Origin of the sequence: Halorubrum vacuolatum, assembly GCF_900188065.1 — an archaeon.
Lineage (GTDB): Archaea > Halobacteriota > Halobacteria > Halobacteriales > Haloferacaceae > Halorubrum > Halorubrum vacuolatum.
Window position 1 is genome coordinate 51,658 of sequence record NZ_FZNQ01000003.1, and the last position, 21,506, is coordinate 73,163.

The 21,506-nt window shown below is 68.0% G+C and carries 20 protein-coding genes; 8 read left to right on the forward strand and 12 right to left on the reverse strand.

Annotation, left to right across the window (positions count from 1 at the left end):
* Positions 1–8: 8 nt before the first annotated feature.
* The 5 genes from CHB65_RS04400 to CHB65_RS04420 all read right to left on the reverse strand — a co-directional run bounded on the left by CHB65_RS04400 (position 9) and on the right by CHB65_RS04420 (position 7,694).
* Positions 9–1,421, reverse strand: coding sequence for a dihydrolipoyl dehydrogenase family protein (locus tag CHB65_RS04400; protein ID WP_089383851.1), 1,413 nt, complete (start codon positions 1,419–1,421; stop codon positions 9–11).
* Between the two features lie 110 nt (positions 1,422–1,531).
* Positions 1,532–2,488 carry a bifunctional 2-dehydro-3-deoxygluconokinase/2-dehydro-3-deoxygalactonokinase gene (kdgK1, locus tag CHB65_RS04405; RefSeq protein WP_089383852.1) on the reverse strand — a complete coding sequence of 319 codons (957 nt, stop codon included), beginning with the start codon at positions 2,486–2,488 and terminating at the stop codon, positions 1,532–1,534.
* A 113-nt stretch (positions 2,489–2,601) separates the two neighbouring features.
* Positions 2,602–4,878 carry a DNA mismatch repair endonuclease MutL gene (gene mutL, locus CHB65_RS04410; protein ID WP_089383853.1) on the reverse strand — a complete coding sequence of 759 codons (2,277 nt, stop codon included), beginning with the start codon at positions 4,876–4,878 and terminating at the stop codon, positions 2,602–2,604.
* Between the two features lie 72 nt (positions 4,879–4,950).
* A complete protein-coding gene (locus tag CHB65_RS04415) occupies positions 4,951–6,813 on the reverse strand; it encodes a sensor histidine kinase (RefSeq protein WP_218818916.1) in 1,863 nt (620 codons plus the stop codon).
* Positions 6,814–6,908: 95 nt separating this feature from the next.
* Positions 6,909–7,694 carry a DUF6663 family protein gene (locus tag CHB65_RS04420; RefSeq protein WP_089383854.1) on the reverse strand — a complete coding sequence of 262 codons (786 nt, stop codon included), beginning with the start codon at positions 7,692–7,694 and terminating at the stop codon, positions 6,909–6,911.
* A 136-nt stretch (positions 7,695–7,830) separates the two neighbouring features.
* Between CHB65_RS04420 and CHB65_RS04425 the strand changes: the two genes are divergently transcribed.
* Complete coding sequence (locus CHB65_RS04425; RefSeq protein ID WP_089383855.1) at positions 7,831–8,454, forward strand: methyltransferase domain-containing protein; 624 nt, start codon at positions 7,831–7,833, stop codon at positions 8,452–8,454.
* Positions 8,455–8,496: 42 nt separating this feature from the next.
* Here the strand turns inward: CHB65_RS04425 and CHB65_RS04430 are convergent, their stop codons facing one another.
* Both CHB65_RS04430 and CHB65_RS04435 read right to left on the reverse strand, forming a co-directional pair.
* The gene (locus CHB65_RS04430) at positions 8,497–9,027 is read right to left on the reverse strand and encodes a type IV pilin (RefSeq protein WP_245809901.1); all 531 of its coding nucleotides are present in this window, start codon (positions 9,025–9,027) and stop codon (positions 8,497–8,499) included.
* Positions 9,028–9,088: 61 nt separating this feature from the next.
* Entirely contained in the window at positions 9,089–10,483 is a 1,395-nt protein-coding gene (locus CHB65_RS04435) for a DUF7096 domain-containing protein (RefSeq protein WP_089383856.1), read from the reverse strand.
* Between the two features lie 84 nt (positions 10,484–10,567).
* Here CHB65_RS04435 and CHB65_RS04440 point away from each other — a divergent pair, with 84 nt between their 5' ends.
* From CHB65_RS04440 to CHB65_RS04460, 5 genes are all read left to right on the forward strand, one after another.
* The gene (locus CHB65_RS04440; RefSeq protein WP_089383857.1) at positions 10,568–11,956 is read left to right on the forward strand and encodes a helix-turn-helix transcriptional regulator; all 1,389 of its coding nucleotides are present in this window, start codon (positions 10,568–10,570) and stop codon (positions 11,954–11,956) included.
* Positions 11,957–12,070: 114 nt separating this feature from the next.
* On the forward strand, positions 12,071–12,862 hold the full coding sequence (locus tag CHB65_RS04445) for an electron transfer flavoprotein subunit beta/FixA family protein (protein ID WP_089383858.1): 792 nt from the start codon (positions 12,071–12,073) through the stop codon (positions 12,860–12,862).
* Complete coding sequence (locus CHB65_RS04450) at positions 12,859–13,806, forward strand: electron transfer flavoprotein subunit alpha/FixB family protein (protein WP_089383859.1); 948 nt, start codon at positions 12,859–12,861, stop codon at positions 13,804–13,806. The genes CHB65_RS04445 and CHB65_RS04450 overlap by 4 nt, the downstream gene beginning before the upstream one ends.
* A gap of 158 nt (positions 13,807–13,964) precedes the next feature.
* On the forward strand, positions 13,965–15,200 hold the full coding sequence (locus tag CHB65_RS04455; RefSeq protein WP_089383860.1) for an aminotransferase-like domain-containing protein: 1,236 nt from the start codon (positions 13,965–13,967) through the stop codon (positions 15,198–15,200).
* A 61-nt stretch (positions 15,201–15,261) separates the two neighbouring features.
* Positions 15,262–16,242 carry a replication factor C small subunit gene (locus CHB65_RS04460; protein WP_089383861.1) on the forward strand — a complete coding sequence of 327 codons (981 nt, stop codon included), beginning with the start codon at positions 15,262–15,264 and terminating at the stop codon, positions 16,240–16,242.
* A 9-nt stretch (positions 16,243–16,251) separates the two neighbouring features.
* On the opposite strand, the gene CHB65_RS04465 is transcribed toward CHB65_RS04460, so the two are convergent.
* A complete protein-coding gene (locus CHB65_RS04465; RefSeq protein ID WP_089383862.1) occupies positions 16,252–17,721 on the reverse strand; it encodes a glycerate kinase type-2 family protein in 1,470 nt (489 codons plus the stop codon).
* A gap of 20 nt (positions 17,722–17,741) precedes the next feature.
* Positions 17,742–17,867 carry a hypothetical protein gene (locus CHB65_RS17875; protein ID WP_281251549.1) on the reverse strand — a complete coding sequence of 42 codons (126 nt, stop codon included), beginning with the start codon at positions 17,865–17,867 and terminating at the stop codon, positions 17,742–17,744.
* 70 nt (positions 17,868–17,937) lie between these two features.
* On the opposite strand from CHB65_RS17875, the gene CHB65_RS04470 reads away from it, so the two are divergent.
* Positions 17,938–18,744, forward strand: coding sequence for a DUF7839 domain-containing protein (locus CHB65_RS04470; RefSeq protein ID WP_089383863.1), 807 nt, complete (start codon positions 17,938–17,940; stop codon positions 18,742–18,744).
* A 57-nt stretch (positions 18,745–18,801) separates the two neighbouring features.
* Here CHB65_RS04470 and CHB65_RS04475 read toward each other — a convergent pair whose 3' ends face one another.
* On the reverse strand, positions 18,802–18,954 hold the full coding sequence (locus CHB65_RS04475; RefSeq protein ID WP_089383864.1) for a C2H2-type zinc finger protein: 153 nt from the start codon (positions 18,952–18,954) through the stop codon (positions 18,802–18,804).
* A gap of 158 nt (positions 18,955–19,112) precedes the next feature.
* Here CHB65_RS04475 and CHB65_RS04480 point away from each other — a divergent pair, with 158 nt between their 5' ends.
* On the forward strand, positions 19,113–20,141 hold the full coding sequence (locus tag CHB65_RS04480; protein WP_089383865.1) for a PLP-dependent cysteine synthase family protein: 1,029 nt from the start codon (positions 19,113–19,115) through the stop codon (positions 20,139–20,141).
* A gap of 4 nt (positions 20,142–20,145) precedes the next feature.
* Here CHB65_RS04480 and CHB65_RS04485 read toward each other — a convergent pair whose 3' ends face one another.
* Together CHB65_RS04485 and CHB65_RS04490 are read right to left on the reverse strand one after the other, a co-directional pair.
* Positions 20,146–20,457 carry a hypothetical protein gene (locus tag CHB65_RS04485; RefSeq protein WP_089384044.1) on the reverse strand — a complete coding sequence of 104 codons (312 nt, stop codon included), beginning with the start codon at positions 20,455–20,457 and terminating at the stop codon, positions 20,146–20,148.
* A gap of 113 nt (positions 20,458–20,570) precedes the next feature.
* Positions 20,571–21,500: a branched-chain amino acid transaminase gene (locus tag CHB65_RS04490; protein WP_089383866.1), complete on the reverse strand. Its 930-nt coding sequence runs from the start codon at positions 21,498–21,500 to the stop codon at positions 20,571–20,573.
* Between the last annotated feature and the right edge of the window lie 6 nt (positions 21,501–21,506).

Consider the following 21,506-nt stretch of genomic DNA (forward strand, 5'->3'; position numbering starts at 1 on the left):
TCGTCCTTTTATATTCCTTCGACGCCCGCGGCGCACTCGCGGATCAGCCCGTCGACGTTTTCGGGGAGGGTCGGATGATACGCCCGGTCGGGCATCTCGCGCACGTCGAGTTCCATCTCGACGGCGATCTGGAACGTCTTCGCCATGGTGTCGGCGTGATAGTGGAGCCCCTGCCAACCGAGCACCGTCCCGTCCTCGGCGTCGACGACGAGTCGCCCGAGTCCATGCGGGACGTTCTTCGATTTAAATACCCCGTCGGAGTCGGCGGTCCGGGTGGCGACCACCGTCGCGTGGCCGGCCTCCGCCGCTGACCGCGCCGTGTGGCCGACCCGTGCGAACGGATAGACGCCCGCCCCGGAGAAGACGACGTGGTGGTGGACGTTCGTGTACGGCTTCGCCGGTCGGTCGTCGATGTCGCGGAGGATGTTTTCTGCCGCCTGAAAGCCCTGCTCCTTGGCGACGTGGAGGATCGGCTCGCGCTCGTTGACGTCGCCGACGACGAAGGTCCGGTCGTCGTTCGGCGGGCGCATCGTCGCGTCGATCCAGCCCGGTTCGGGCGACAGCGAGGTCTGTTCCAAGCCGAGGTACTCAAGGTTGGGCTTCCGGCCGGTGAACTGAAAGACCGCTTCCGCGTCGACGTGGGTGCCGTCGTCGAGGTGCAGTCGAACCCCATCGTCGGTCCGCTCCAGCGACTCCTCGTACACCTGGGTGCGGATCTCGATGTCGAACTCCTCGCGGTAGATCGAGAGCAACTCGTCGCCGAAGGCGGGATCGGCCTCGTCGAGCGGCCGCTCGTCGTGTTCGATCACCGTGAGGTCGACGCCGGCCTCCGCCAGGTACGGGGCCATCTCCATCCCGACGTACCCGAAGCCCATCACGACGCCCGTCTCGGGGAACTCGGTCGCGTGCAGGGTGTCCTTGCTTTTATATATTCGATCGGTGACCGTGTCGTAGCCCGGCAGGTCCGGGTCGTTCGGGACCGATCCGGTCGCGATCACGACGTAGTCGGCCTCGATGACGGTTCCGCCGTCGCCGCCGATCTCGACGACGTGATCGTCGAGGAACCGTGCGGGCGCGTGGTGGAACTCGATCCCGTCGCGCTCGGCGAGGCTCTCGACCCCATCGCGGCGGTGGCCGGCCCAGCCGCGGGTTCGGTCGTTCTTTTCGGCGACGATCCGTTCGAGGTCGAACTCGTGGGGATCGCCGGTCAACCGGCCGTCATCACGGGCTTCGAACCGATGGGCGGCCGCGGAAAGCAGCTCCTTCGAGGGCATACAGCCTTCGAGGATACAGAGCCCGCCGCCGGGGTCCCCGTTGTCCACGAGGGTGAGGCGGTCGATGGCGTCCCCGACGTGTGGGGCGAGATCCCCGGCGACGGCGGCGCCGGCGCTGCCGTAGGCTCCGATAACGACGACATGCATGGTCGAACTCACGCCCGCCGGCTACTAAGGGTTGCTTACGCCGGCAGGGACGATCGGTTGCTTATATACTCCGCCGCCGGCTTCCCGATGACCAGCGACCTCCCCGATGATCACCGATCGATCCCGCCACCGCCGTCCACGACCGCCTCGACCTCCTCGGGCGTGACGACCGCGAGATCGCCGCCGACGGTTCGTTTCAGCGCGGCCGTCGCCGCGGCCCACTCCAACGCGTCGGCGACGTCCCCACCTCGAAGCCGTTTCGCGAGGAAGCCCGCGACGAAGGCGTCGCCCGTGCCGATCGCATCGACCGTCTCCGCCTCGAAGACCGGCTGTCGGTGGACCTCACCCTCACGGAGGGCGATCGCCCCCTTCTCCCCTCGTGTCACGACGACCGTCTCGAAGTCGAACTCGGCGGCGAGCCCGTGGGCGACCTCGATCGCCTTCCCCTCCCGATCGAGCACCGTGCGGGCGTCACGGTACGGGGCAAAGAGGAGGTCGATCTCCCCGAACAGCTCCTCGTAGGCCTCGCGGGCGGCCTCGGGACTCCAGAGCTTCGAGCGATAGTTCAGATCGAACGAGCGCGACATGCCTGCCTCGCCCGCCGCACGCAACAGCGCCCGCGTCGTCTCGGCGGTCGACTCGGAGAGCGCGGGCGTGATCCCGGTGGTGTGGAACCGCTCGGCGGTCTCGAAGACCCCGGTCGGGAGTTCCGCGGGGGTCACCGTCGTGATCGCGGCGTCCGCCCGGTCGTAGATCACGGACGTTCCCCGTGGCTCACCGCCGTGTTCGAGATAGTACGTCCCGAGCCGGGTCGTCTCCGGGTCCGCCCACGAGACGCCCGTTCGGACGCCGTGGCTCCGGAGTTCGGAGACGATCCGCCGCCCGAGCGGGGAATCCGGGAGCTTCGAGAACCATGCCGCGTCGACGCCGAGGCGTGCCGCGCCGACGGCGACGTTGCTCTCGGCACCGCCGGCGCGCGCCTCGAGTTCACGGGTCGTCTCAAGTCGCTCGCCGTGCGGCGGGGAGAGCCGCAGCATGGTCTCGCCGAACGTTACGAGCGCCGTCATGCCGACCCCCGCCCCGTCGTCGGTTCCCCCGTTATGATCGATTCGGATCGCATACGCTCATCTCTGCGGGGGGATACAAAAGCGCCGGCGATCGGATCCGGCGAGAACGGAACTCACTCCGCCCGCCTGCCCGCATGTCCGGGATAGTCCCGTTCGAAGCGGTCGCCGATCTCGTCGTGATCGATCCGGATCACGACCGGCCGGCCGTGTGGACACGCATACGGGTTCTCACAGCGGTCCAGCCGGTCGAGGAGGTCGACGACGCTGCCCTCCGTCAACGACGTGTTCCCCGTTACTGACGGGTAGCAGGCGAGGTCGGCGAGCAGTTCGTCGACGGCGTCCCGAACCGGCTCGTCGCCGTCGGCGGCGTCGCCGACGAACGCCGAGAGCACGTCCCGGAGCAGCCCCGGGTTCAAGGCCGCGTCGAAGACGGCCGGGACGGCTTCGACGCGCACCGTTCGCTCGTCCTCTCGACTCGCCCGGAAGCCGACCGATTCGAGTTCGGTCGCCAAGTCGGCAAAGAGCGCGGCCTCCCGTGCGGTCAACTCGACTGTCACGGGCGCCGCGAGCGCCTGCGAATCGACGCCGTCGGCGAACGCCGCCCGCAGCCGCTCGTAGTTCACCCGCTCGTCGGCGGCGTGCTGGTCGATCAACACCAGCCCATCGGGGGCTTCGGCGACGACGTAGGTGTCGTGGAGCTGTCCGAGCACCCGGAGCGACGGCAACGAGTCGTAGGTACGCTCGTCGCTCGTCTCCTCGCCCCCGAGGGTCCGCTGACTCGTCGCCGACGGTGCCCTGCGGGGTCCCTCGCGCTCGGGCGGCAATTCGTCGGTCTCGGGACCGCCGGTGACACCCGGCGACGGCCCGCCTGTGTTCTCGCTGGGATCGTCGTTGGATCCCCTTTCGGCGTCATCCTGCCACGTCCGCGGCGAGGGTCGCTCCGTTTCAGTCCGTGTGGCGGACTGTGCCAGATGATCGGTGGCTTCCTCCGAATCGCTCGTGGACGACCCGGTTCCATCGCCGTGGTCGGCTCCGTCGCTTGGGCCACCCCATCCGCCGCCCGGATCGGCCTCTCCGCTCAGGTCGGCTTCTCCGCCGCCCGGATCGGCCTCTCCGCTCAGGTCATCGACCGCCCAGGCGTCCGCGTCGTCCGGTGACAGCTCCCGGGCCGCGGTTGGATCCTCGTCGGCCTCCCGCTCCTCGTCGGCCTCCCCCTCTCGACGCTCGACACTGGCCCGTTCGTGGGCTGTCCCGGCCCCGCCGAGGGTCTCTCCCTCGGGACGCTCGGGCGCGACCGCGGTCTCAGCCGGCGCGGAGCGACCCCGCGGCGCGGTCGACCGGATGAGCCCGTGTTCGAGGAGCGCTTCGGCCGTCGCCGTCTCGACCGCGCGGCGCACGGCCGGCTCGCGATCGAAACGGACCTCCAGCTTTCGCGGGTGGACGTTCACGTCGACGTCGCCGGGGGGAACCTCCACGAAGAGCACGGCGAAGGGGTAGCGGTCGGGCGCGATCTGGCCGCCGTAGGCGTCGATGACCGCCTCGCGGAGGACGTTCGCGGTCACGTACCGGCCGTTGACGTACGTCGTGAGATACTCACGGCTCGCCCGCGTCGTCTCCGGGTGTGAGACGAGTCCTGAGACACGAATGACGGGTTCGTCGCCGTCGCCGGCTCCGATACCAGCCACTTCCGTCCCATCCGGCGTCCACCGCACCTTCCGCATCGACTCCGCGACCTCGCGACCGTAGACGGCGAGCACCGCCGATCGGAGGTCGCCGTTGCCTTCGGTCGCGAACGTCTCGCGGCCGTCGTGTTCGAGCGAGACCGCGACATCGGGATTCGCGAGCGCGTAGCCCGTCACCACCGTGTTCACGTGGTCGAACTCCGTCGCCGTCCGTTTGAGGAACTTCCGGCGGGCCGGCGTATTATAAAAGAGGTCGCTCACCTCGACGGTCGTTCCCTCGGGCGTGCCCGCGGGCCGGACCTCGCCGACCTCGCCGCCTTCGATCGTGACCTCCGCGCCCGTCTCGGCACCACGCGGCCGCGATCTGACGGTCATCCGGGAGACGCCGCCGATGGTGTAGAGCGCCTCGCCGCGGAAGCCCAGCGTCGAGACGCCGCGGTCGAGGTCCTCGATCGTCCCGATCTTCGAGGTCGCGTGTTCGGCGACGGCCGCCTCCAGCTGATCGGCGGCGATCCCCACGCCGTCATCACGGACGCGGATCCCCTCGGTGCCGCCGGCTTCGACTGCGACGGCGACGCGGCTCGCGTCCGCATCGAGGGCGTTCTCGACGAGTTCCTTCACCACGCTCGCGGGACGCTCGACGACCTCTCCGGCGGCGATCTGCTGTATCGTTCGCTCGTCCAACCGTTCGATCTCGGGCGGCTCCATTCGATTCATCCCTCGGCGAGCGCGTACTTGAAGCCGTTGTCGTTCCGGCACGCGCCGCCGGTGACCCATCGATCACGACCCGTCCGCCGTCCGCGGCAACCGGATCGTGACTGCCGTTCCCTCACCCTGTACGGAGTCGACCTCGATGCTCCCGTCGTGCTCCTCGATGATCTTTCGACAGAGCGCGAGGCCCATTCCGGTTCCGGATGACGCCGCCGGGTCGGCTCGATAGAACAGCTCGAAGACGTATTCAAGCGCCGCAGGGTCGATCCCCGGGCCGTCGTCGCTCACCGTCACGACGTGGTCTGTCCCGTCGCGCTCGCCGGCGATCCGGACCGTCGGTGCCGGCTCATCGGCGTGCTCTATGGCGTTCGCGATCAGGTTCTGGAACGCCCGTCGGAGGAGATGTTCGACGCCGTACACGGTGGGAAGATCCGACACGATCACCGTCGCGTTCGCCTCCTCGATGGTGAACCGGAGGCTCTCGCGGGCATCCGCGACGACGCGGTCGAGTCGAACGGGCTCGAACGTCGCCGCGTCGGCCCCGACGTAGGAATACTCGAGGAGGTCCGCGATCATCCGCTGCATCCGCGTCGCGTTGGCGCGAGCGATCTCGATGAGTTCGACCTGCTCCGCGGAAAGCGTCCCCTCGTCCTCGGTCGCCAACCGGGCGAGGTACCGCTCGGTGGTTCGGGCGGGGCCGCGGAGGTCGTGTGAGACGGCCCCGGTGAACGCCGCCAGCTCCGCGTTGCTCCGGATGACGTCCTCGAGCTGTGCGGCCAGCTCCGCTCTAAGGACATGGGTTTCGGTGATGTCGCGAATCGTGACCGTCCGGCCGATGTGGTCCCCACCCAGATCATACAGCGGCGCGATGGTGTACGCCAACACGAGTTCCTTCCCGTCGATCGTTCGATCCGCCTCTCCGTCGACCGTCCGTCCCCGCTCCATACCGTCCGTTCGACCGATCCCCCGGCCGGCTGCCTGCCCCGTCTCGTCGTGTGCCACATACGGTGGAAACACCTCGGCTATCCGTCTCCCGATCGCCGGTGCATCTTCTCCACCGCCCCCGAGAATTTCGGCGGCAGCCGGGTTGTAGTCGACGATCCGGCCGCTTCTGTCGACGACCACCACGCCCTCGGTCAGCGTGTCGACGACGAACTCGCGGGCGACGGGCGTGAGATCCAGCAACCGGTAGCGGTAGATGGCGACCGCGAACAGTGCGCCCGTGCCGACGAAGCTGAACGCCGTCAGGTCAAGCCGCTGTGGCGCATACACGTCCGCATGGAACGCGACGTTCGTGACCATCGCGATGAGCGCGCCGATGAGCAGCAGCCATACCTGCCTGCGGTACACCTGTGGGACCCACGTGAGCAGCTGTGCAAAGAGGACGACGCCCGCGGCCATGAGCGCATAGCCGTAGGCCGCGTGCGCCCAAAACGCCGGCCCGAACGTCTGATCGAGCAGCAACAGCGTGGTCCCCTCGACCGCTTCCAGTCCCCGTGACTCACGGATAAGCCCGTGTGTTTGGTTCGTCCACACGAGCGCGACATAGACGGTTCCGGGTACCGACAGCGCCCCCACGGTGTACCGGGTAACGAGCCGGCCGCGACCGGTGTACTGAAGCGCGAACACGATCCACGCGACGGGAACCGCCGCGGCGGCGATGTGATTGACGTTTGCCCAGAAGATCGCCGTCGCCTCAGTGGTACTCCCGATCTGGAGGGCGTAGGACACCGCCCACAGGATCATCCCGCCGACGAGCGCGAGCAACCCATCGCTTCCGGTGACGTCACGGTTGCGCCAGCTGATGGCGCCGATGATCGCCATCGCGCCCGCCGCGAGAAACAGGAGGAGGACGAAGACGCTGACCTGAAACGTCGCGATGTCGACCGTTCCGACCGTTCCAGCGGCGATCAACTCATGCCCGCCGGTCACCTCGTGGGGTGCAGTCGCTTTCCGGTGCGGATCGAGCGGGTCGATAGCCCTGCTACCGCGTTGAACGTCTTAACTGTCTACGCTTTTCGGTCCGATCAGAGGCGATCCCGAAGGTCGAAGTCGTCGGACCCGTCCTCATCAGCGTCGTCCTCGACGGTCCCATCATCATCCGCTCCATCGTCGCCGGCAGTTTCCTCATCCCCATCGTCCAGTCCTGCCGCAAGTCCGCTTCCGAGGTCGTAGGTGTCCCGGATCGTCCGTGCGAGCACGCCGTCCCGATCGAAGACGACGTGGACGAGGACGAACGGATGGTCCGCTGGCCGCAACACGAACACCTCCCGCGGCCGGTCGTCGTCGAGCCGCTCGTTCACGCGGGCGACGAGCGGCTCGATCGGGATCCTTCCAGCCCGTAGCTCGGCGAAGGTGTCGCCGCCGGGACCGTCCGCGAACAGGTAGAGCGCGCCGTTCGGCTCGCCGTCGGTCGATCGGGTCGTCACCGAGCCGAACGCTTCGCCGTCCGCACGGATCGCGTTCCACGCCTCGACGGCCGCCTCGAAGATCCCTTCGATGTTCCCGGCGAACCGAAAGCGGTCCTCCCTCACCGTCTCGACCTCGGTGAAACGCGCGGTCCCGTCGTCCCACGCCAGCGTCCCATCGATGACGACGCCCGGCGCGAGGGCGTCGATCGTTGCCTCGAGATCGCCGTCGTATCCTTCAGCCGTCACGAAGATCGGGTCGAAAGCGTCCGCGGACTCGGGTGCGTTCGGGTCGATCGGGTCCGGCGGGATCTCGACCAGGACGAACTCCTCGGTCGCCTCGGCGACGTCCGGCCGCGGTCGACGGTCGTGGACACGAAACCGACCGGTCGTCGTCGGTTGCATAGTCGGGGATCGACCCGTAACGGTTTAATTCGGGTGGATCCTCGAGGGGGACGTTCCACCTTTCGTCCCCTCTCGTTTATAAATACCCGCCCGCGGATCCGTGTCGTTATTTGACGGGCGACCGTAGTGCGGCCAAATGGGGATCCTCGAGGACAAATCGAACGCCCGGCTTTTTTATAAATACCTCTCGAAGGTCTACGATCAGGTCAACCGCTTCAACTGGACCGAGGAGATGCGCTCGGAGGCGCTCTCGTGGCTGGAGTTCGGCGAGGACGACAAAGTCCTCGACGTGGGCTGCGGAACCGGATTCGGCACGATGGGGCTGCTCGAACACGCCGACGACGTTCACGGGCTCGATCAGAGCATCCACCAGATGGAGAAGGCGTTCGAGAAGTTCGGCAAACACGACCGCGTACACTTCTATCGTGGCGACGCCGAACGGCTTCCCTTCGCCGATGACACCTTCGATATCGTGTGGTCCTCGGGCTCCATCGAGTACTGGCCCGATCCGGTCGCCGGGCTTTCGGAGATCCGCCGTGTCGCGAAACCCGGGGGGCAGGCGCTCGTCGTCGGCCCGGACTACCCGCACAACCGGGTCCTCCAGCGCGTTGCCGACGCCATCATGCTCTTTTATGACGAGGAGGAGGCCGACCGGATGTTCACCGAGGCGGGCTTCGAGACCTTCGAACACCACATCCAGCGCGCCACGCCGCAGAGCCCACGGGCGATCACGACGGTCGCACAGGTCCCCGAGGAGTAACGGACGGTTCACGGTCCGTTCCCCCCGCTTCTCCGGCGTCGTTCATCCCGGTTTCACGACCGCTTCCGCGTGCGCTACCCTCCGCCCGTCGACGAGCAACTCGATTTCGACCGTCCGTCCCGGCGTGACCCTCGGTGCGTTCGTCTCCGCGACGCCCACCGAGGCGGATTCGCCGGCGACCCAGTCGGGGTCGCTCGCGGCGTTGAACGGTCCCGTCGGCCCCGAACGAAAGCCGATCGCCGAAAAGAACGGCACCGGCGGCTGCCGTGCGAGCGGCTCGTCATCGACCCGGATCCGCACCTCGAGGTCACGGACATCGATCGGGTCGCCCGCCCGGTGTGTCAGGGTTATCCGATCCCTTTCGGCCGTCGCATCGATCGCGACCGTGGTCGGTGATCCGTCCGGAACCGCCGTCGTCGCCCCGAACGCAGCCGTCGCGACCGTGCCGGCGAGGACAGTACCGATGGCGAGGAGGAGCACGACACCGATCGGCGCGATCGCCCGGCTCCCCACGCCGCTCCCGGGCGACGCCGTCGATTCGGTTCGCTCCGTCCGTCCGATCCGGTTCCTCACACGGCCGACTGTGCCGTCATCGGATAAAAAGGGTCATTCGAGCGGCGGTCCCGCGACCCGATCAGGAACCTTCGTCCTCGGTCTCCTCCGGCTGCTGGTCGTCGGTGAGCCGCGGTATCTCGGTCGGCTCGATCCCATTGATCACGGCCACCTGTGGCTCGTCGACGACGGTGATCCGATACGCCTCCGCGGGCGAGAGGGTTCGCACCGTGCCGTCGGCATCGGTCGTCCCGATCGCCTCGCTGTCGCCCCCGCCGATGCTTTTCGTCACCGTGACGCCCTCCACCGGCTCCTCATCGCCGGCGTCGGCGACCGAGACGACGACGGGGCCGCCCGCGTAGCTCCGGTCGACGGTCACGTTGAATCCGTCTCCGACCGTGTTGACGGGTTCGAAGTCGGCGAACTCCGCGAGGTCGATCCGCTGCTGCTCGACGAACACCTGATCGGTTCCCCCGCTGACGAAGGTTCGCAACTCGCCGAACTCGTGGTCGACGGTCACCCGGTGGACCGCGCCCGCGCCGAAGGCGTCCGGCTCACGGAGTGCGGTCGTTTCGGGGTAGCTCTCCGCGGTCACGTTGATCGCCCGATCGCTCGTGATCTCCCCACCGCCGCGGTCCCAGCGGTCGTCACGAATGACCTCGCGTACGTACTGATCGGCGCCCTCGTCGATCATCGCGAGGACGACCGCGTCCTGGCTGGTCTCGACGTGAATCTCGCTTCCGCCCGTCTCGCCGCGGACGGCGTCGAGCGCCTCCTCGCGGACCGGTCCTTCGTAGATCTCCAGCTGGATCTGCAGCTCATCGAGCCGATCCGGCGTGGTTACTCCCTCCGTCTCCGCGGCGAGGTCGTCCAAGGCGTCGAGCCGCTCGTCGTATTCGTCCGCGATCGCCGCGATCCTGATCAGCTCATCGAGCAGCTCCCGGTCGGAGAGCTCGCCGTTCGCGTGCGCGTCGACCGCATCGCTCTGTCTCTCGTGGAGCCGCTCTTCGTCCCGTTCGATCCGGTTCATCTCGGCGAGGATCCGGCGCTGTCGGTCGTCGTCCGTCTCGGCGTTCTCGACGTGCCGTCTCACTACCTCCGTCTTCATCGCGGCATCGACGTCGTTGACGTCCAGTTCCATCGTCGTCCCGAGGTTCGCGTCGTGTAGCGTGCTGCCGCCGGTTACCGTCGCGCCCGGTGGCGTCGCCAGCACCCGGAAGGTGCCTCCGGGTTCAACCTCCTCGAGGCGCTCCAGCGTGACCTCGTCGCTTCCGTTCGTCCGATCGACTGTCTCCTCGCTACCGACGTTCGTCCGATCGACTGTCTCCTCGCTACCGACGTTCGTCTGCCCGACCGCCGCGTCGACGATCGGGTCATCTTCGACGGGTGACTCGGCGACCCCGCCGACCGAGGCGACCACACCGACGCCTCCCGCGATCAGCATCAACAGGGCGACGAGGACGGGGAGGGTTCGCATGATCCAACCTTCTATCGGCATCGCTGAAAAACCCTCCCCCGTTCATGGAAAGCGTTTTGCCCGGGCGCCGAGACGGAACGGTGTATGCGGTGTCCCGCCTTTCACCTCCTCCTCATCGCGTTTCTCGCCGTCGCGCTGGCCGCGGGCGGCGTCGTCGCGAGCGACGCGGCAAGCCCCTCCACGGTGTCATCGGATACGACGACGATGCTCACGACATCCGCTACGACCGATGATCCGGTATTGACCGCCGGGACCGCGGCGTCCCCGACTGTGTCCAGCGATCACGCGCTCGGTGATCCCGATTCAGCTGTGTCCGACGATCACGCGCTCGATGATTCCGCCCCGTCGTCGATCCAATTCGATCCACGAACCGAGACGGAGATGCGGATCGATCTCGACTCGAACCGTGACGCGGAATGGACCGTGATCGTGCGGTACGAACTCACCGACGCCAACGAGACGGCCGCCTTCGAGACCGTCAGCGACCGTTTCCTCGATGGGGACATCGGGCCGAACGAGGCCCGCTTCGAGAACTTCGCGGCCGGTGCGAGCGAGTACACGGAGCGCGAGATGGCGATCGAGGACGCAGAACGCACGGCGACCGTCCACGACGATCCGGACGCGATCGACGAGATGGACGTCTCGGACGACGCGGTCGCCGTCGGTGAACTTCGCTTAACGTTCACGTGGACGGCATTCCTCGAGGAGGACGGCGAAAACCTGGTGCTGGGCGATGCGCTCACGACCCCTACCAACGGGACCTGGGTCCGTTCACTGGAGGACGCACAGTCGATCGAGGTGACTCCCCCGAACGGCTACACCGTCTCCGGGACGCCCGGTGCGACCGTCACGCTCCGTGATAACGCGGTGATCATCGAGGGGCCACGCACGTTCGATGCGGATGACCGGGTCGAGGTGGTCTACTCGCCGACCGGCGTGAGCGGGACCGAGGACACGTCGTGGACACTGATCGTCGGCGGGCTCATCGTCGCGGCCGTGATCATCGCCGGCGGGCTCCTCGGATACCGTCGATACGGCGGCGATGGCGGTGCGGCCCCGCCCGACGGGTCGGTTCCCGCGGACGGCGATTCCGGGGTGGGGACGGACGCGGCGGCCGGGTCGTCGACGGATCCGGCGGCCGGGGATGGAGCCGGTTCCACCGCTGCGGCTGCCGGGGCGGCCGCCGATACGGCTCCGGATCCGGAGGAGGACCTCTCGCTGCTCTCGGATGAGGAACGGGTCGAACGGCTCCTCGACCGCAACGGCGGGCGGATGCGGCAGGCGGCGATCGTTCGCGAGACCGGCTGGTCCGACGCGAAGGTCTCACAACTGCTCTCGCGGATGGCCGACGAGGGGCGTATCGAGAAGCTCCGGCTCGGGCGTGAGAACCTCATCTCCCTTCCGGATGGGACCGACGGGACGGACACCGGGGAGTCCGAGGGGGCCGGCGATACGGGTAGCGGTACCGTCTAACCCCTCGGAAGTAAGCACCTCTCCGGTTCGCTACGGTGACTCCGACGGATCAACACCCAACCACCGACGACCGGTTCCGAAAGCCCTTACATCCCATCCGCCGGAGTGTCGATCATGAAGGTTCTCGTAACCGTCAAGGAGGTCGCGTCGGCCGGTGACGACTTCACGATCGAGGGGACCGGGATCGCCGAGCGCGACCTCGAACACGACCTCAACGAGTGGGACGACTACGCGGTGGAGGCGGCCGTCCAGCTCGCGGAGGCGGGGATCGCGGACGAGGTCGTCGGCGTCACGATCGGCCCGGAACGCGCGGAGGAGACGATCCGCATGGCGCTCGCGAAGGGGGTCGACCGGGCGGTCCGCATCTGGGACGACACGTTCGCGGAGGGATTCGTCGACGTGTCCTCGAAGGTCGACGTCTTCGAGGCGGTCGTCGCCGAGGAGGAGCCGGACCTGGTCCTTTCGGGCGTGCAGGCGGCCGACGACGGCTTCGGGGCAACGGGTGTCGCACTCGCCGAGCGGATCGGCTTCGAACACGCCGCCGTCGTCAACCACCTCGACCTCGATGCCGACGCGGGGGTCGCGCACGTCCACCGCGAGCTGGAGGGCGGCGTCGAGGAGCTGACCGAGGTCGACCTCCCCGCCGTGCTCACGGTCCAGACCGGACTCAACGAGCCCCGCTATGCGAGCCTCCGTGGAATCCGACAGGCCCAGCGGAAGGAGATCGCGGCGACGACCCTCGCGGACCTCGGACTGACCGCCGAGGACGTCGAGAGCGCCCTGACGCTCACCTCGATGTACGAGCCCGAAAGCGAGTCGGACGCGGAGCTCATCGAAGGCGACGCGGGGGAGGCCGCCGCCCGCCTTGCGGCGGTCCTCCGTGAGAAGGGGGTGGGTGCGTCATGAGCGACGTGCTCGCCGTCGCCGAACACCGCCGCGGCGAACTCCGCGATGTCTCCGCCGAGGTCATCACGGCCGGCCGGGAGCTGGCGGACGCGCTCGGCGGCGACCTCCATCTCGCGGTCGTCGCCGGCGACGTCGACGCCTTCGCCGACGAGTTGAACCGGGAGGGCGTCGACGCCATCCACACCGTCGCGGCGGGCGCGGAGTTCGATCACAACGTGTATCAGGCCGCCATCACGGCTATGCTCGACGACACGGACGCCGCGGCCGTGGTGATGCCGAACTCCGTCAACGGCCTCGATTACGCGCCCGCGGTCGCCGAGGAGCACGACCTCCCGCTCGTCACGGACGCGATCGACTTCGAATACGACGACGGGCTGACCGTCACGCGCGAGATGTACGGCTCGAAGGTCGAAACGACCGTCGCCGTCGACGGCGACCGCTACGCGCTCACCATCCGCGAAGGGGAGTGGGAGCCGGCGACGGGGGAGGGCGACGCGGCGGTCGAGTCGGCCGCGATCGACGCCGTCGAGTCCGGCGCTCGTGTGGCCGGCTTCGAGGAGGTCGGTGGCGGCGACGTCGACATCGCCGACGCCGACGTACTTGTCTCCGTCGGACGCGGGATCGAGGACGAGGACAACCTCGAACTCGCCGAGGAGCTCGCGGAGGCGCTCGGGGCGACCCTCTCCGCGTCCCGACCGATCGTCGACAGTGGCTGGCTGCCGAAGAACCGGCAGGTCGGCCAGTCGGGGAAAGTCGTCACCCCGGACGTCTACCTCGCGGTCGGCATCTCCGGGGCGGTCCAGCACGTCACGGGGATGAAGGGCTCCGATACGATCATCGCGATCAACAACGACCCGAACGCGCCGATCTTCGATATCGCCGACTACGGGATCGTGGGCGACCTCTTCGACGTCGTCCCCGCGCTGATCGAGGAGTTCGAGTAGGGACGCGGAGATCTGTTCGGCGTGTCCCGATGATCGATCCATCCCCTTGACTCCACTTCCCCGACCGCCCGTCCACCCGACCGCCGACCTCGACAAAGATCCGGCAATTCGGTCGCCGACGGATGTACCTTTGACCTTCCGCACGCCACGTACACCGGATGACCATCGACGACGACTCGGCCGGCGTCGAACACCTCCTCTCACGACCCATCCGGGGGACGATGGACGGGGAGGGCTATGGCGCGTGGCGTTCCTTCACCGACCCCGATGCGGTCCCGCTCAGCTTCGGCTTCCCGTTCCCCGACTCCTTCCCGCTCGAGGACCTGTCTGAGGCGGTCGAGACGCTCTTTACGGCCGATCCCGACACGGCACTGCAGTACACCGGTCCCGGCTATGCGACGTCGCTTCCCGAAATCATCGCCGGACGCGCCCGCGAGCGAGGGATCGACTGCACGAGCGATCAGGTCCACCTCACCAACGGCGCGACCCACGCGATCGACACGGTCTGTCAGGCGTTCCTCGATCCCGGCGACCTCGTCGTCGTCGAGAGGCCGACGTTCATGGGGGCGCTCCGGCTCCTGCGAAACTATGCCGTCGATATCGAGGGGATCGACGTCGACGCCGACGGCCTCGATGTCGACGCGCTCGCCACGACGCTTGCGGAGCGTCGGGCCGCCGGGGAGGCCCTGCCGAAGCTGTGCTATACGATCCCCAACTTCCAGAACCCGACGGGGGCGACGCTGGCCGCGGAGCGCCGTGAACGGCTCGTCGAACTCGCCGTCGAATACGACTTCGTCGTCCTTGAGGACGACCCGTACGGTCGACTCCGATACGACGGCGAGGAGCCGCCGTCGCTGCGAACGTTCGATCCCGACGGGCGGGTGATCCGCGTCGACACCTTCTCGAAGACGATCGCCCCCGGCGTGCGGACCGGGTGGATCATCGCCGACGAGCCCGTTATCGAACAGCTTCGGCGGGTCGACGCCGGCGGCGAGAACCGGTTCACTCGGGGCGTGATCGCCGCATACTGTGAGGATGGCCGGCTCGAAACCGCCATCGAGGGGCTGTGTGCGGCCTACGAGCCCCGTCGCGACCGGATGCTCGCGGCGCTTTCGGAACACATGCCGCCGGGGACGACGTGGAGCGAGCCGTCCGGGGGCTTCTTCGTCTGGGTGACCTTCCCCGAAGGTATCGATACCGAGGCGATGATCGACGACGCGATCGCGGAGGGCGTTACCTACCTCCCGGGAAGCTCCTTTTATTCGGGCGACCGCGGTCGCCGACACGCCAGGCTCTCGTTCAGCGAGGCGGACCCCGACGCGATCGAGCGCGGTATCGCGGCGCTCTCGCGGGCCGTCCGCGCGGCGATGGATCCGGTTGAAGCGGGCGAGTGAACGGGGTCGTGTCCGTCGCGCTCTCGGGGCGTTTATCACCCTACCGCCCCCTCGATTTCATATGAGCGATCCCGCAGCGCCGGCGGCGGCGAGCGCCACCGGACGGGAGATCTGGATCGAGAAGTACCGGCCACAGCGGCTCTCCGACATCCACGGGCAGGAGGAGATCGTCGAGCGCCTCCAGAGCTATATCGAGCAGGACGACGTGCCGCACCTATTGTTTTCAGGTCCTGCTGGAGTGGGAAAAACGACCGCGTCGACGGCGATCGCCCGCGAGATCTACGGCGAGGATTGGCGCGGAAACTTCTTGGAGCTCAACGCCTCCGATCAGCGCGGGATCGACGTCGTTCGCGATCGGATCAAGGGCTTCGCGCGATCCTCCTTCGGCGGCGAGTTCCGCATCGTCTTTTTGGACGAGGCCGACTCGCTTACCTCGGACGCGCAAGCGGCGCTCCGCCGGACGATGGAGCAGTTCTCCGATAACACCCGCTTTATCCTCTCGTGTAACTACACCTCGAAGATCATCGACCCGATCCAGTCCCGCTGTGCGGTCTTCCGGTTCTCGCCGCTTTCGGACGAGGCCGTCGCCGAGCAGGTCCGCGAGATCGCGGTCGCGGAGGGGATCGAGATCACCGACGACGGCGTCGAGGCGCTCGTCTACGCGGCCGCCGGCGACATGCGCCGGGCGATCAACTCGCTGCAGGCGGCGGCGACCACGGGCGAGGTCGTCGACGAGGAGGCGGTATACGCCATTACGGCCACCGCCCGTCCCGAGGCGATCGAGGGGATGATCACCGACGCGCTCGACGGCGATTTCACGCGGGCGCGGGCGACGCTCGACTCGCTTCTGACCGAGACCGGGATGGCCGGCGGCGACGTGATCGACCAGATCCACCGCTCGGTCTGGGAGTTCGGGCTCTCCGAACGGGAGGCGGTTCGGCTGATGGAGCGGGTCGGCGAGGCGGACTATCGGATCGCGGAGGGGGCGAACGAACAGGTGCAACTGGAGGCGCTTCTCGCCTCGCTCTCGCTGTCGGAGTAGTCCCTCCGATCAGTTTCTCCCCTCCACGACGATCACGCGGAGGTCGTTCACGTTCGTCCCGGTCGGGCCCGTCTCGAGCAGCGCGCCCGCGTCCCGCAGTACTGTGGTCACGTCGTTGCCGTCGAGCGCCGCGCGGGCGGCATCCACGGTGACGGCGGCGTCGTCATCGGCCTCGCCGTCGTCCCCGCCCTCGCAGTCGTTATCGGCCTCGCCGTCATCCCCGTCCCTACGGTCGACGAACGTGCTCGCGTCCACGAGCGCGCCGGCGGCGTCCGTCGGCCCGTCGATCCCGTCGGTGTCGACCGCGGCGACGACGATTCCGGGCGCCTCGATCGCGAGCCCGCAGGCGGTCGCGAACTCCTGATTCGGCCCGCCAACGCCGTGATCGTCGCCGAGCGTGACGGTCGCCTCGCCGCCGGACAGGAGGACGCAGGGCGGTTTGGCGACACCCCCCTCCCGTCGACACTCGGTCGCGATGGCCGCGTGCACCCCTCCCACGTCGCTCGCCTCGCCCTCCACATCGCCCGCGAGCGTGACCGCCCGATAGCCGGCGGCGGTCGCGACGTCGCGTGCGGCACGGATCGCGGTGCGGCCGTTGCCGATCACGTGTACGCCGACGCGATCGAAGATCGGATCCCCCGCTACCGGCGTCTCCGGACGGTCGCCCGCGCCTCCCGCCTGAAGGTGTGTCCCGATCGCCGCGGGCGCATCGATCCCGTATCGGTCCAGCACGTCGAGGGCCTCCGCGTAGGTGGACGGATCGGGGACGGTCGGCCCGCTGCCGATCACGCTCGGATCGTCGCCGACGACGTCGCTCACGACCAGGGTCACGACCGTCGCGGGTGCGGCGGCGCGCGCGAGCCGACCCCCCTTCACATCCGAGCAGTGTTTCCTGACGGCGTTGATCTCGGCGATGGTCGCCCCGGAGGCGATCAGCGCGTTCGTGACGGTGCGCAGGGCGGGTAGCTCGATCCCCGCAGCGGGCGCCGCCAGCAACGCGCTGGCCCCGCCGGTGATCCCGGCGATCACGAGGTCGTCGGGACCGGCCGCACTCGCCATGTCGAGCACGCGCCGGGTGTGATGGACCCCACGTTCGGTCGGGATCGGGTGATCGCCGCGGCACTGTTCGACGATTTGTGTCTCGACGGGTGCATCCGTCACGACGACGCCCGCAGCGAGCCGGTCGCCGAGGACGTCCTCCAGCGCGGCCGCGAGGGTTCCGGCGGCGTTCCCCCCGCCGAGCAGGACGACCCGGTCGTACGCGTCGAGGTCGTAGCTCGCTTCGGTCCCGTCGACGGTCCGCACGGAGAGCCTCCCGTCCGTGACGTCGATCGACTCCTCGACGAGCGCACGCGGATGGGCGGCCTCGATCCCGGCGCTCAGACAGTCGAGCGCGAGCGCGTGTGCCGGCGTCCGTGCGAGTCGGTCGCGGTCCTCGATGGCGACGGTGCCGGCGTCCTTCGGGGCTGATTCGGTCATACCGGCCCTTCGAGCGACCGTCAAAAGAGTTCGTGGGTGCGACGTGAATGCGACGTGAGTCCGACGTGAATGCGACGTGAGTCCGACATGGGGGTCGCGTCGGCCGCCGCCGGATCACAACCGTAGTTGTCTCCCTCGTCGCTCATCGGGTTAATTACACAACCGCTGACGTGAGATGACGGTAGCGTTTTGTGCAATGGGGACGAATCGCGGACGATGGACGGACCGAGTAGCGACGGGCCGCCGGCCCTCCTCGACAGCAAACGGGACGCGACGCGTTATCAGGTGCTCGTGGAGATCGCGGCCCGCCAGCCGGCGGTGAGCCAGCGTGAGATCGCCGACACCATCGGCGTCACCTCCCAGGCGGTGAGCGAGTACGTCCGTGACCTCGTCGAGTCCGGCTATGTCGATACGGGCGGTCGCGGGCGGTATGAGGTGACGAAGGAGGGCGTCGACTGGCTCATCTCCCGCACGGACGCACTGGAGACGTACCTCGATCGGGTGAGCTCGGACGTCCTGGGCAGCGTCGCGGTCGACGCCGCGGTCGCGCTCGCCGACGTTCACGAGGGCGACGAGGTCGGCCTGGTGATGCGCGACGGCGTCCTTCACGCCGATCCGGCTGGCGGGGGCGCCACCGCGGTCGTTATCGCCGACGGGGAGCGCGGGGAGGCCGTCGGCGTCACCGACTTCGAGGGGTTCGTCGACTACGAGACCGGCCGCGTGACCGTTTTGCCGGTTCCCGCGGTCGCCGACGGACCCACTCCGTCGCCCGCGGCGCTCCGTGACCGCGCGCTGCGGGACGGACTGCTCGCCGTCGCCGGCACGGAGGCGTATGCGCTGGTCCGCCGGGCGGAGCTTGACCCGGATATTCGATTTGGGACCGTCGAGGCCGTCGCCGAGGCCGCGCTCCGCGGGCTCGACGTGCTGCTCGTCGCCGTCGGCGACGACGTGCCCCGACACACCGCCCGTCTCCGTGAGCGGAACGTTCCCCATTCGGTGGTGGACACCGCGGACCTCCGATAGGGATCGGTAGCGCGTCGGCTCCGGGGCGCGAATAATATAAAAGGGATCCGTCGTCGGTCAGTGGGAGCCGTGGACGTGCTCGCGGAGCGCATCGATGCCGTCGAAGGCCTCGTTGCAGACCGCACAGATGTCGTGGTGCAGCGGCAGGTGTTGGGTGAGCGCGGCGACCGACTCGAACGTTGCATCGCATGAGGTGCAGCTGTGTGCCATCGTATTAGTAACTCAGCGCGCAAAGTATAAAAACCATTGTTATAAAATGGCTATCTGAGTTCATACAGATTACTAATTCTCTGCCCCTGTATTGTGATCCGCTTCCGGCCTGCTCCCCGTGGTTTTAGATACCTCGCCGCGTGGGTGCAGCTATCCAGATGACTTCCACCGACGTGTCCAACGATGCGGATGCACACGGCGACGAAATATCCCCGAATGCAGCCGAGGACGCGAGCGCGTCGCCCGGCGCGCTCTCGGCGATCGGCAACTCGCCGATGATCGACCTCCCGACGCTCTCCCCACCGGACGGTGCCGCCATCTCGGTTAAATGGGAGGGCGCAAATCCGACCGGGAGTTTAAAAGACCGCATGGCGCTCGCCATGATCGAGGCCGCCCGCGAGCGCGGGGATCTCGCACCCGGCGAGCCGGTCGTTGAGTTCACGGGCGGGAGCACCGGATCGAGCCTCGCGTTCGTCTGTGCGGCGCTCGATCACCCCTTCTCCGTCGTCACCGCCGACTGCGTCGCCGAGGAGAAGGTCGCCTCGATGCGGGCGCTCGGGGCGCGGGTCGAGGTCGTCGAGACGCCGAACGGGACTCCCTACGACGGCCTCTTCGAGGACCTCCGGGCGGCGGCCGAGCGGATCGCCGACGGGACGGGCGCGTACTTTACGAACCAGTTCGAGAACCCCGACCAGCTCGACGGCTACGCGGCGCTCGGCCGGGAGATCCTGGCGGAACGCCCGGACGTCGACGAGTTCGTCATGACCGTCGGCACCGGCGGCTGTGCGATGGGCACCGCACGGGCGTTGCGAGCGGCCGACGCCGACGTTCGTGTCTCCGTCGTCGAGCCGGCAGAATCCCCCGTCCTCACCGACGGGACGACCGGCGAACACAGCGTGCAAGGGACCGCCATCGTCGGGTCGCCGCCACTCGTCGACCCGGCGCTTTATGACCGTGTCCACACGGTCCCCAACCGCGAGGGGATCGACTGCGTCCGTGAGATCGCGACCGAGGAGGGGCTGCTCGTCGGCACGAGTACGGGCATGAACGTCGCGGCCGCCCGGCGGATCGCCGCCGAGCGCGACCCGGACGAGCGCGTCGTCACGATCGCGTGTGATACCGGCTTAAAATACCTCTCGGAGGGGTTGTACGACGGACTGGAGGGCTCGACGTTCTGTCTCTGCTGATCCGCTACGGTCGACCGCCGAGCGACTCCTGTTCGGCTCCATCCCCGCCACGGAGGCGACGCCGTCGCTTGTCGTAGGCCGCCTCCAACTTGGCGTTCGTCGCCCGCGAGACGAGATAACAGTCGGCGTCGCCGGCGTCCGCGGGATGCGCGCTCGCGATCCAGACGTGGCCGTCGCCTGCAGAGAGGGAGTCGGCCCAACGCTCGGCGGCCGCTCGGCTCTCGAAGGCATGCTCGGACCCTTCCTCGAAGACGAGGAGGCCGACCTTCGCGTTGCGCTTTCGCGCCGAGGGCTTGATCGCGACGACGACGCTCACGGTGGTCGTTCCGTCGGCACCGAATAAAAATCCCCGTCGGACGCCCGGCGGGGGTGCCGCCGCCGATCGTGGACCGCTCACCGATCGTGGACCGCTCACCGATCGTGGACCGCTTATAAATACGTGAACCAGTCGTCGTGCTCGTCGGTCCGCCGTTCGACCAGATCGAAGAATGCCCCCTGCAGCTCCTCGGTGACGGACCCACGGCTGCCGGACCCGATCTCGATGTCGTCGACGGTCCGGATCGGGGTCACCTCGGCCGCCGAGCCGGTGAAAAAGAGCTCGTCGGCCGTGTAGAGCTGTCCGCGGGAGATGACCGCCTCGTCGTGGACCGTGTAGCCCCGCTCGCGGGCGAGCGTGATCACGGTGTCGCGGGTGATCCCCTCGAGGATCGACTGGGCCGGGCCGGTGGTGTAGATCTCGCCGTCGTTGACCATGAAGATGTTCTCGCCGGGCCCCTCGGCGACGTTCCCCTCCTTATTTAAGACGATGGCCTCGACGTAGCCGTTTCGACGGGCCTCCTCGCCGGCGAGCAGCGAGTTGACGTACAGCCCCGTCGTCTTCACGTTCGTCGGGATCTGTGAGGAGGCGTGTTTTCGCCAGGAGGAGACCATGACGTCGACGCCGTCCTCGAGCGCCTCCTCGCCGAGGTACGTTCCCCATGGCCAGGCGGCGACGACGAGGTCGGTCGGACAGTCCCCCGGCGAGACGCCGAGGGAATCGTAGCCGTAGTAGGCGATCGGCCGGATGTAACACGAGGTCAGGTCCTGCCGGCGGAGGAGCTCGAGCGTCGCCTCCGTGATCTCCTCACGATCGTGTTCGATATCCATCTCGTACAGCTTCGCGGAGTCGAAGAGCCGGTCGAGGTGTTCCTCCCAGCGGAAGACCGCCGGCCCCTTTTCGGTCTCATAACAGCGAACCCCCTCGAACACCCCGCTGCCGTAGTGGAGGGCGTGTGTGAGAACGTGGGTCGTCGCGTCCTCCCAGTCGAGGAACTCCCCGTTCTTCCAGATCGTGTCGACGTCCATCTCGTCGAATCCCATGCACGA

Coding starts and splice junctions, on each gene's coding strand:
- kdgK1 (WP_089383852.1), bottom strand. CDS start 2,488: ATGACGGCGCTCGTAACGTTCGGCGAGACCATGCTGCGGCTCTCCCCG.
- CHB65_RS04420 (WP_089383854.1), bottom strand. CDS start 7,694: ATGCAACCGACGACGACCGGTCGGTTTCGTGTCCACGACCGTCGACCG.
- CHB65_RS04440 (WP_089383857.1), top strand. CDS start 10,568: ATGCGGTGTCCCGCCTTTCACCTCCTCCTCATCGCGTTTCTCGCCGTC.
- CHB65_RS17875 (WP_281251549.1), bottom strand. CDS start 17,867: ATGAGCGACGAGGGAGACAACTACGGTTGTGATCCGGCGGCGGCCGAC.
- CHB65_RS04490 (WP_089383866.1), bottom strand. CDS start 21,500: ATGGGATTCGACGAGATGGACGTCGACACGATCTGGAAGAACGGGGAG.
- CHB65_RS04460 (WP_089383861.1), top strand. CDS start 15,262: ATGAGCGATCCCGCAGCGCCGGCGGCGGCGAGCGCCACCGGACGGGAG.
- CHB65_RS04465 (WP_089383862.1), bottom strand. CDS start 17,721: ATGACCGAATCAGCCCCGAAGGACGCCGGCACCGTCGCCATCGAGGAC.
- CHB65_RS04435 (WP_089383856.1), bottom strand. CDS start 10,483: ATGCGAACCCTCCCCGTCCTCGTCGCCCTGTTGATGCTGATCGCGGGA.
- CHB65_RS04480 (WP_089383865.1), top strand. CDS start 19,113: ATGACTTCCACCGACGTGTCCAACGATGCGGATGCACACGGCGACGAA.
- CHB65_RS04455 (WP_089383860.1), top strand. CDS start 13,965: ATGACCATCGACGACGACTCGGCCGGCGTCGAACACCTCCTCTCACGA.
- CHB65_RS04445 (WP_089383858.1), top strand. CDS start 12,071: ATGAAGGTTCTCGTAACCGTCAAGGAGGTCGCGTCGGCCGGTGACGAC.
- mutL (WP_089383853.1), bottom strand. CDS start 4,878: ATGGAGCCGCCCGAGATCGAACGGTTGGACGAGCGAACGATACAGCAG.
- CHB65_RS04425 (WP_089383855.1), top strand. CDS start 7,831: ATGGGGATCCTCGAGGACAAATCGAACGCCCGGCTTTTTTATAAATAC.
- CHB65_RS04470 (WP_089383863.1), top strand. CDS start 17,938: ATGGACGGACCGAGTAGCGACGGGCCGCCGGCCCTCCTCGACAGCAAA.
- CHB65_RS04475 (WP_089383864.1), bottom strand. CDS start 18,954: ATGGCACACAGCTGCACCTCATGCGATGCAACGTTCGAGTCGGTCGCC.
- CHB65_RS04400 (WP_089383851.1), bottom strand. CDS start 1,421: ATGCATGTCGTCGTTATCGGAGCCTACGGCAGCGCCGGCGCCGCCGTC.
- CHB65_RS04450 (WP_089383859.1), top strand. CDS start 12,859: ATGAGCGACGTGCTCGCCGTCGCCGAACACCGCCGCGGCGAACTCCGC.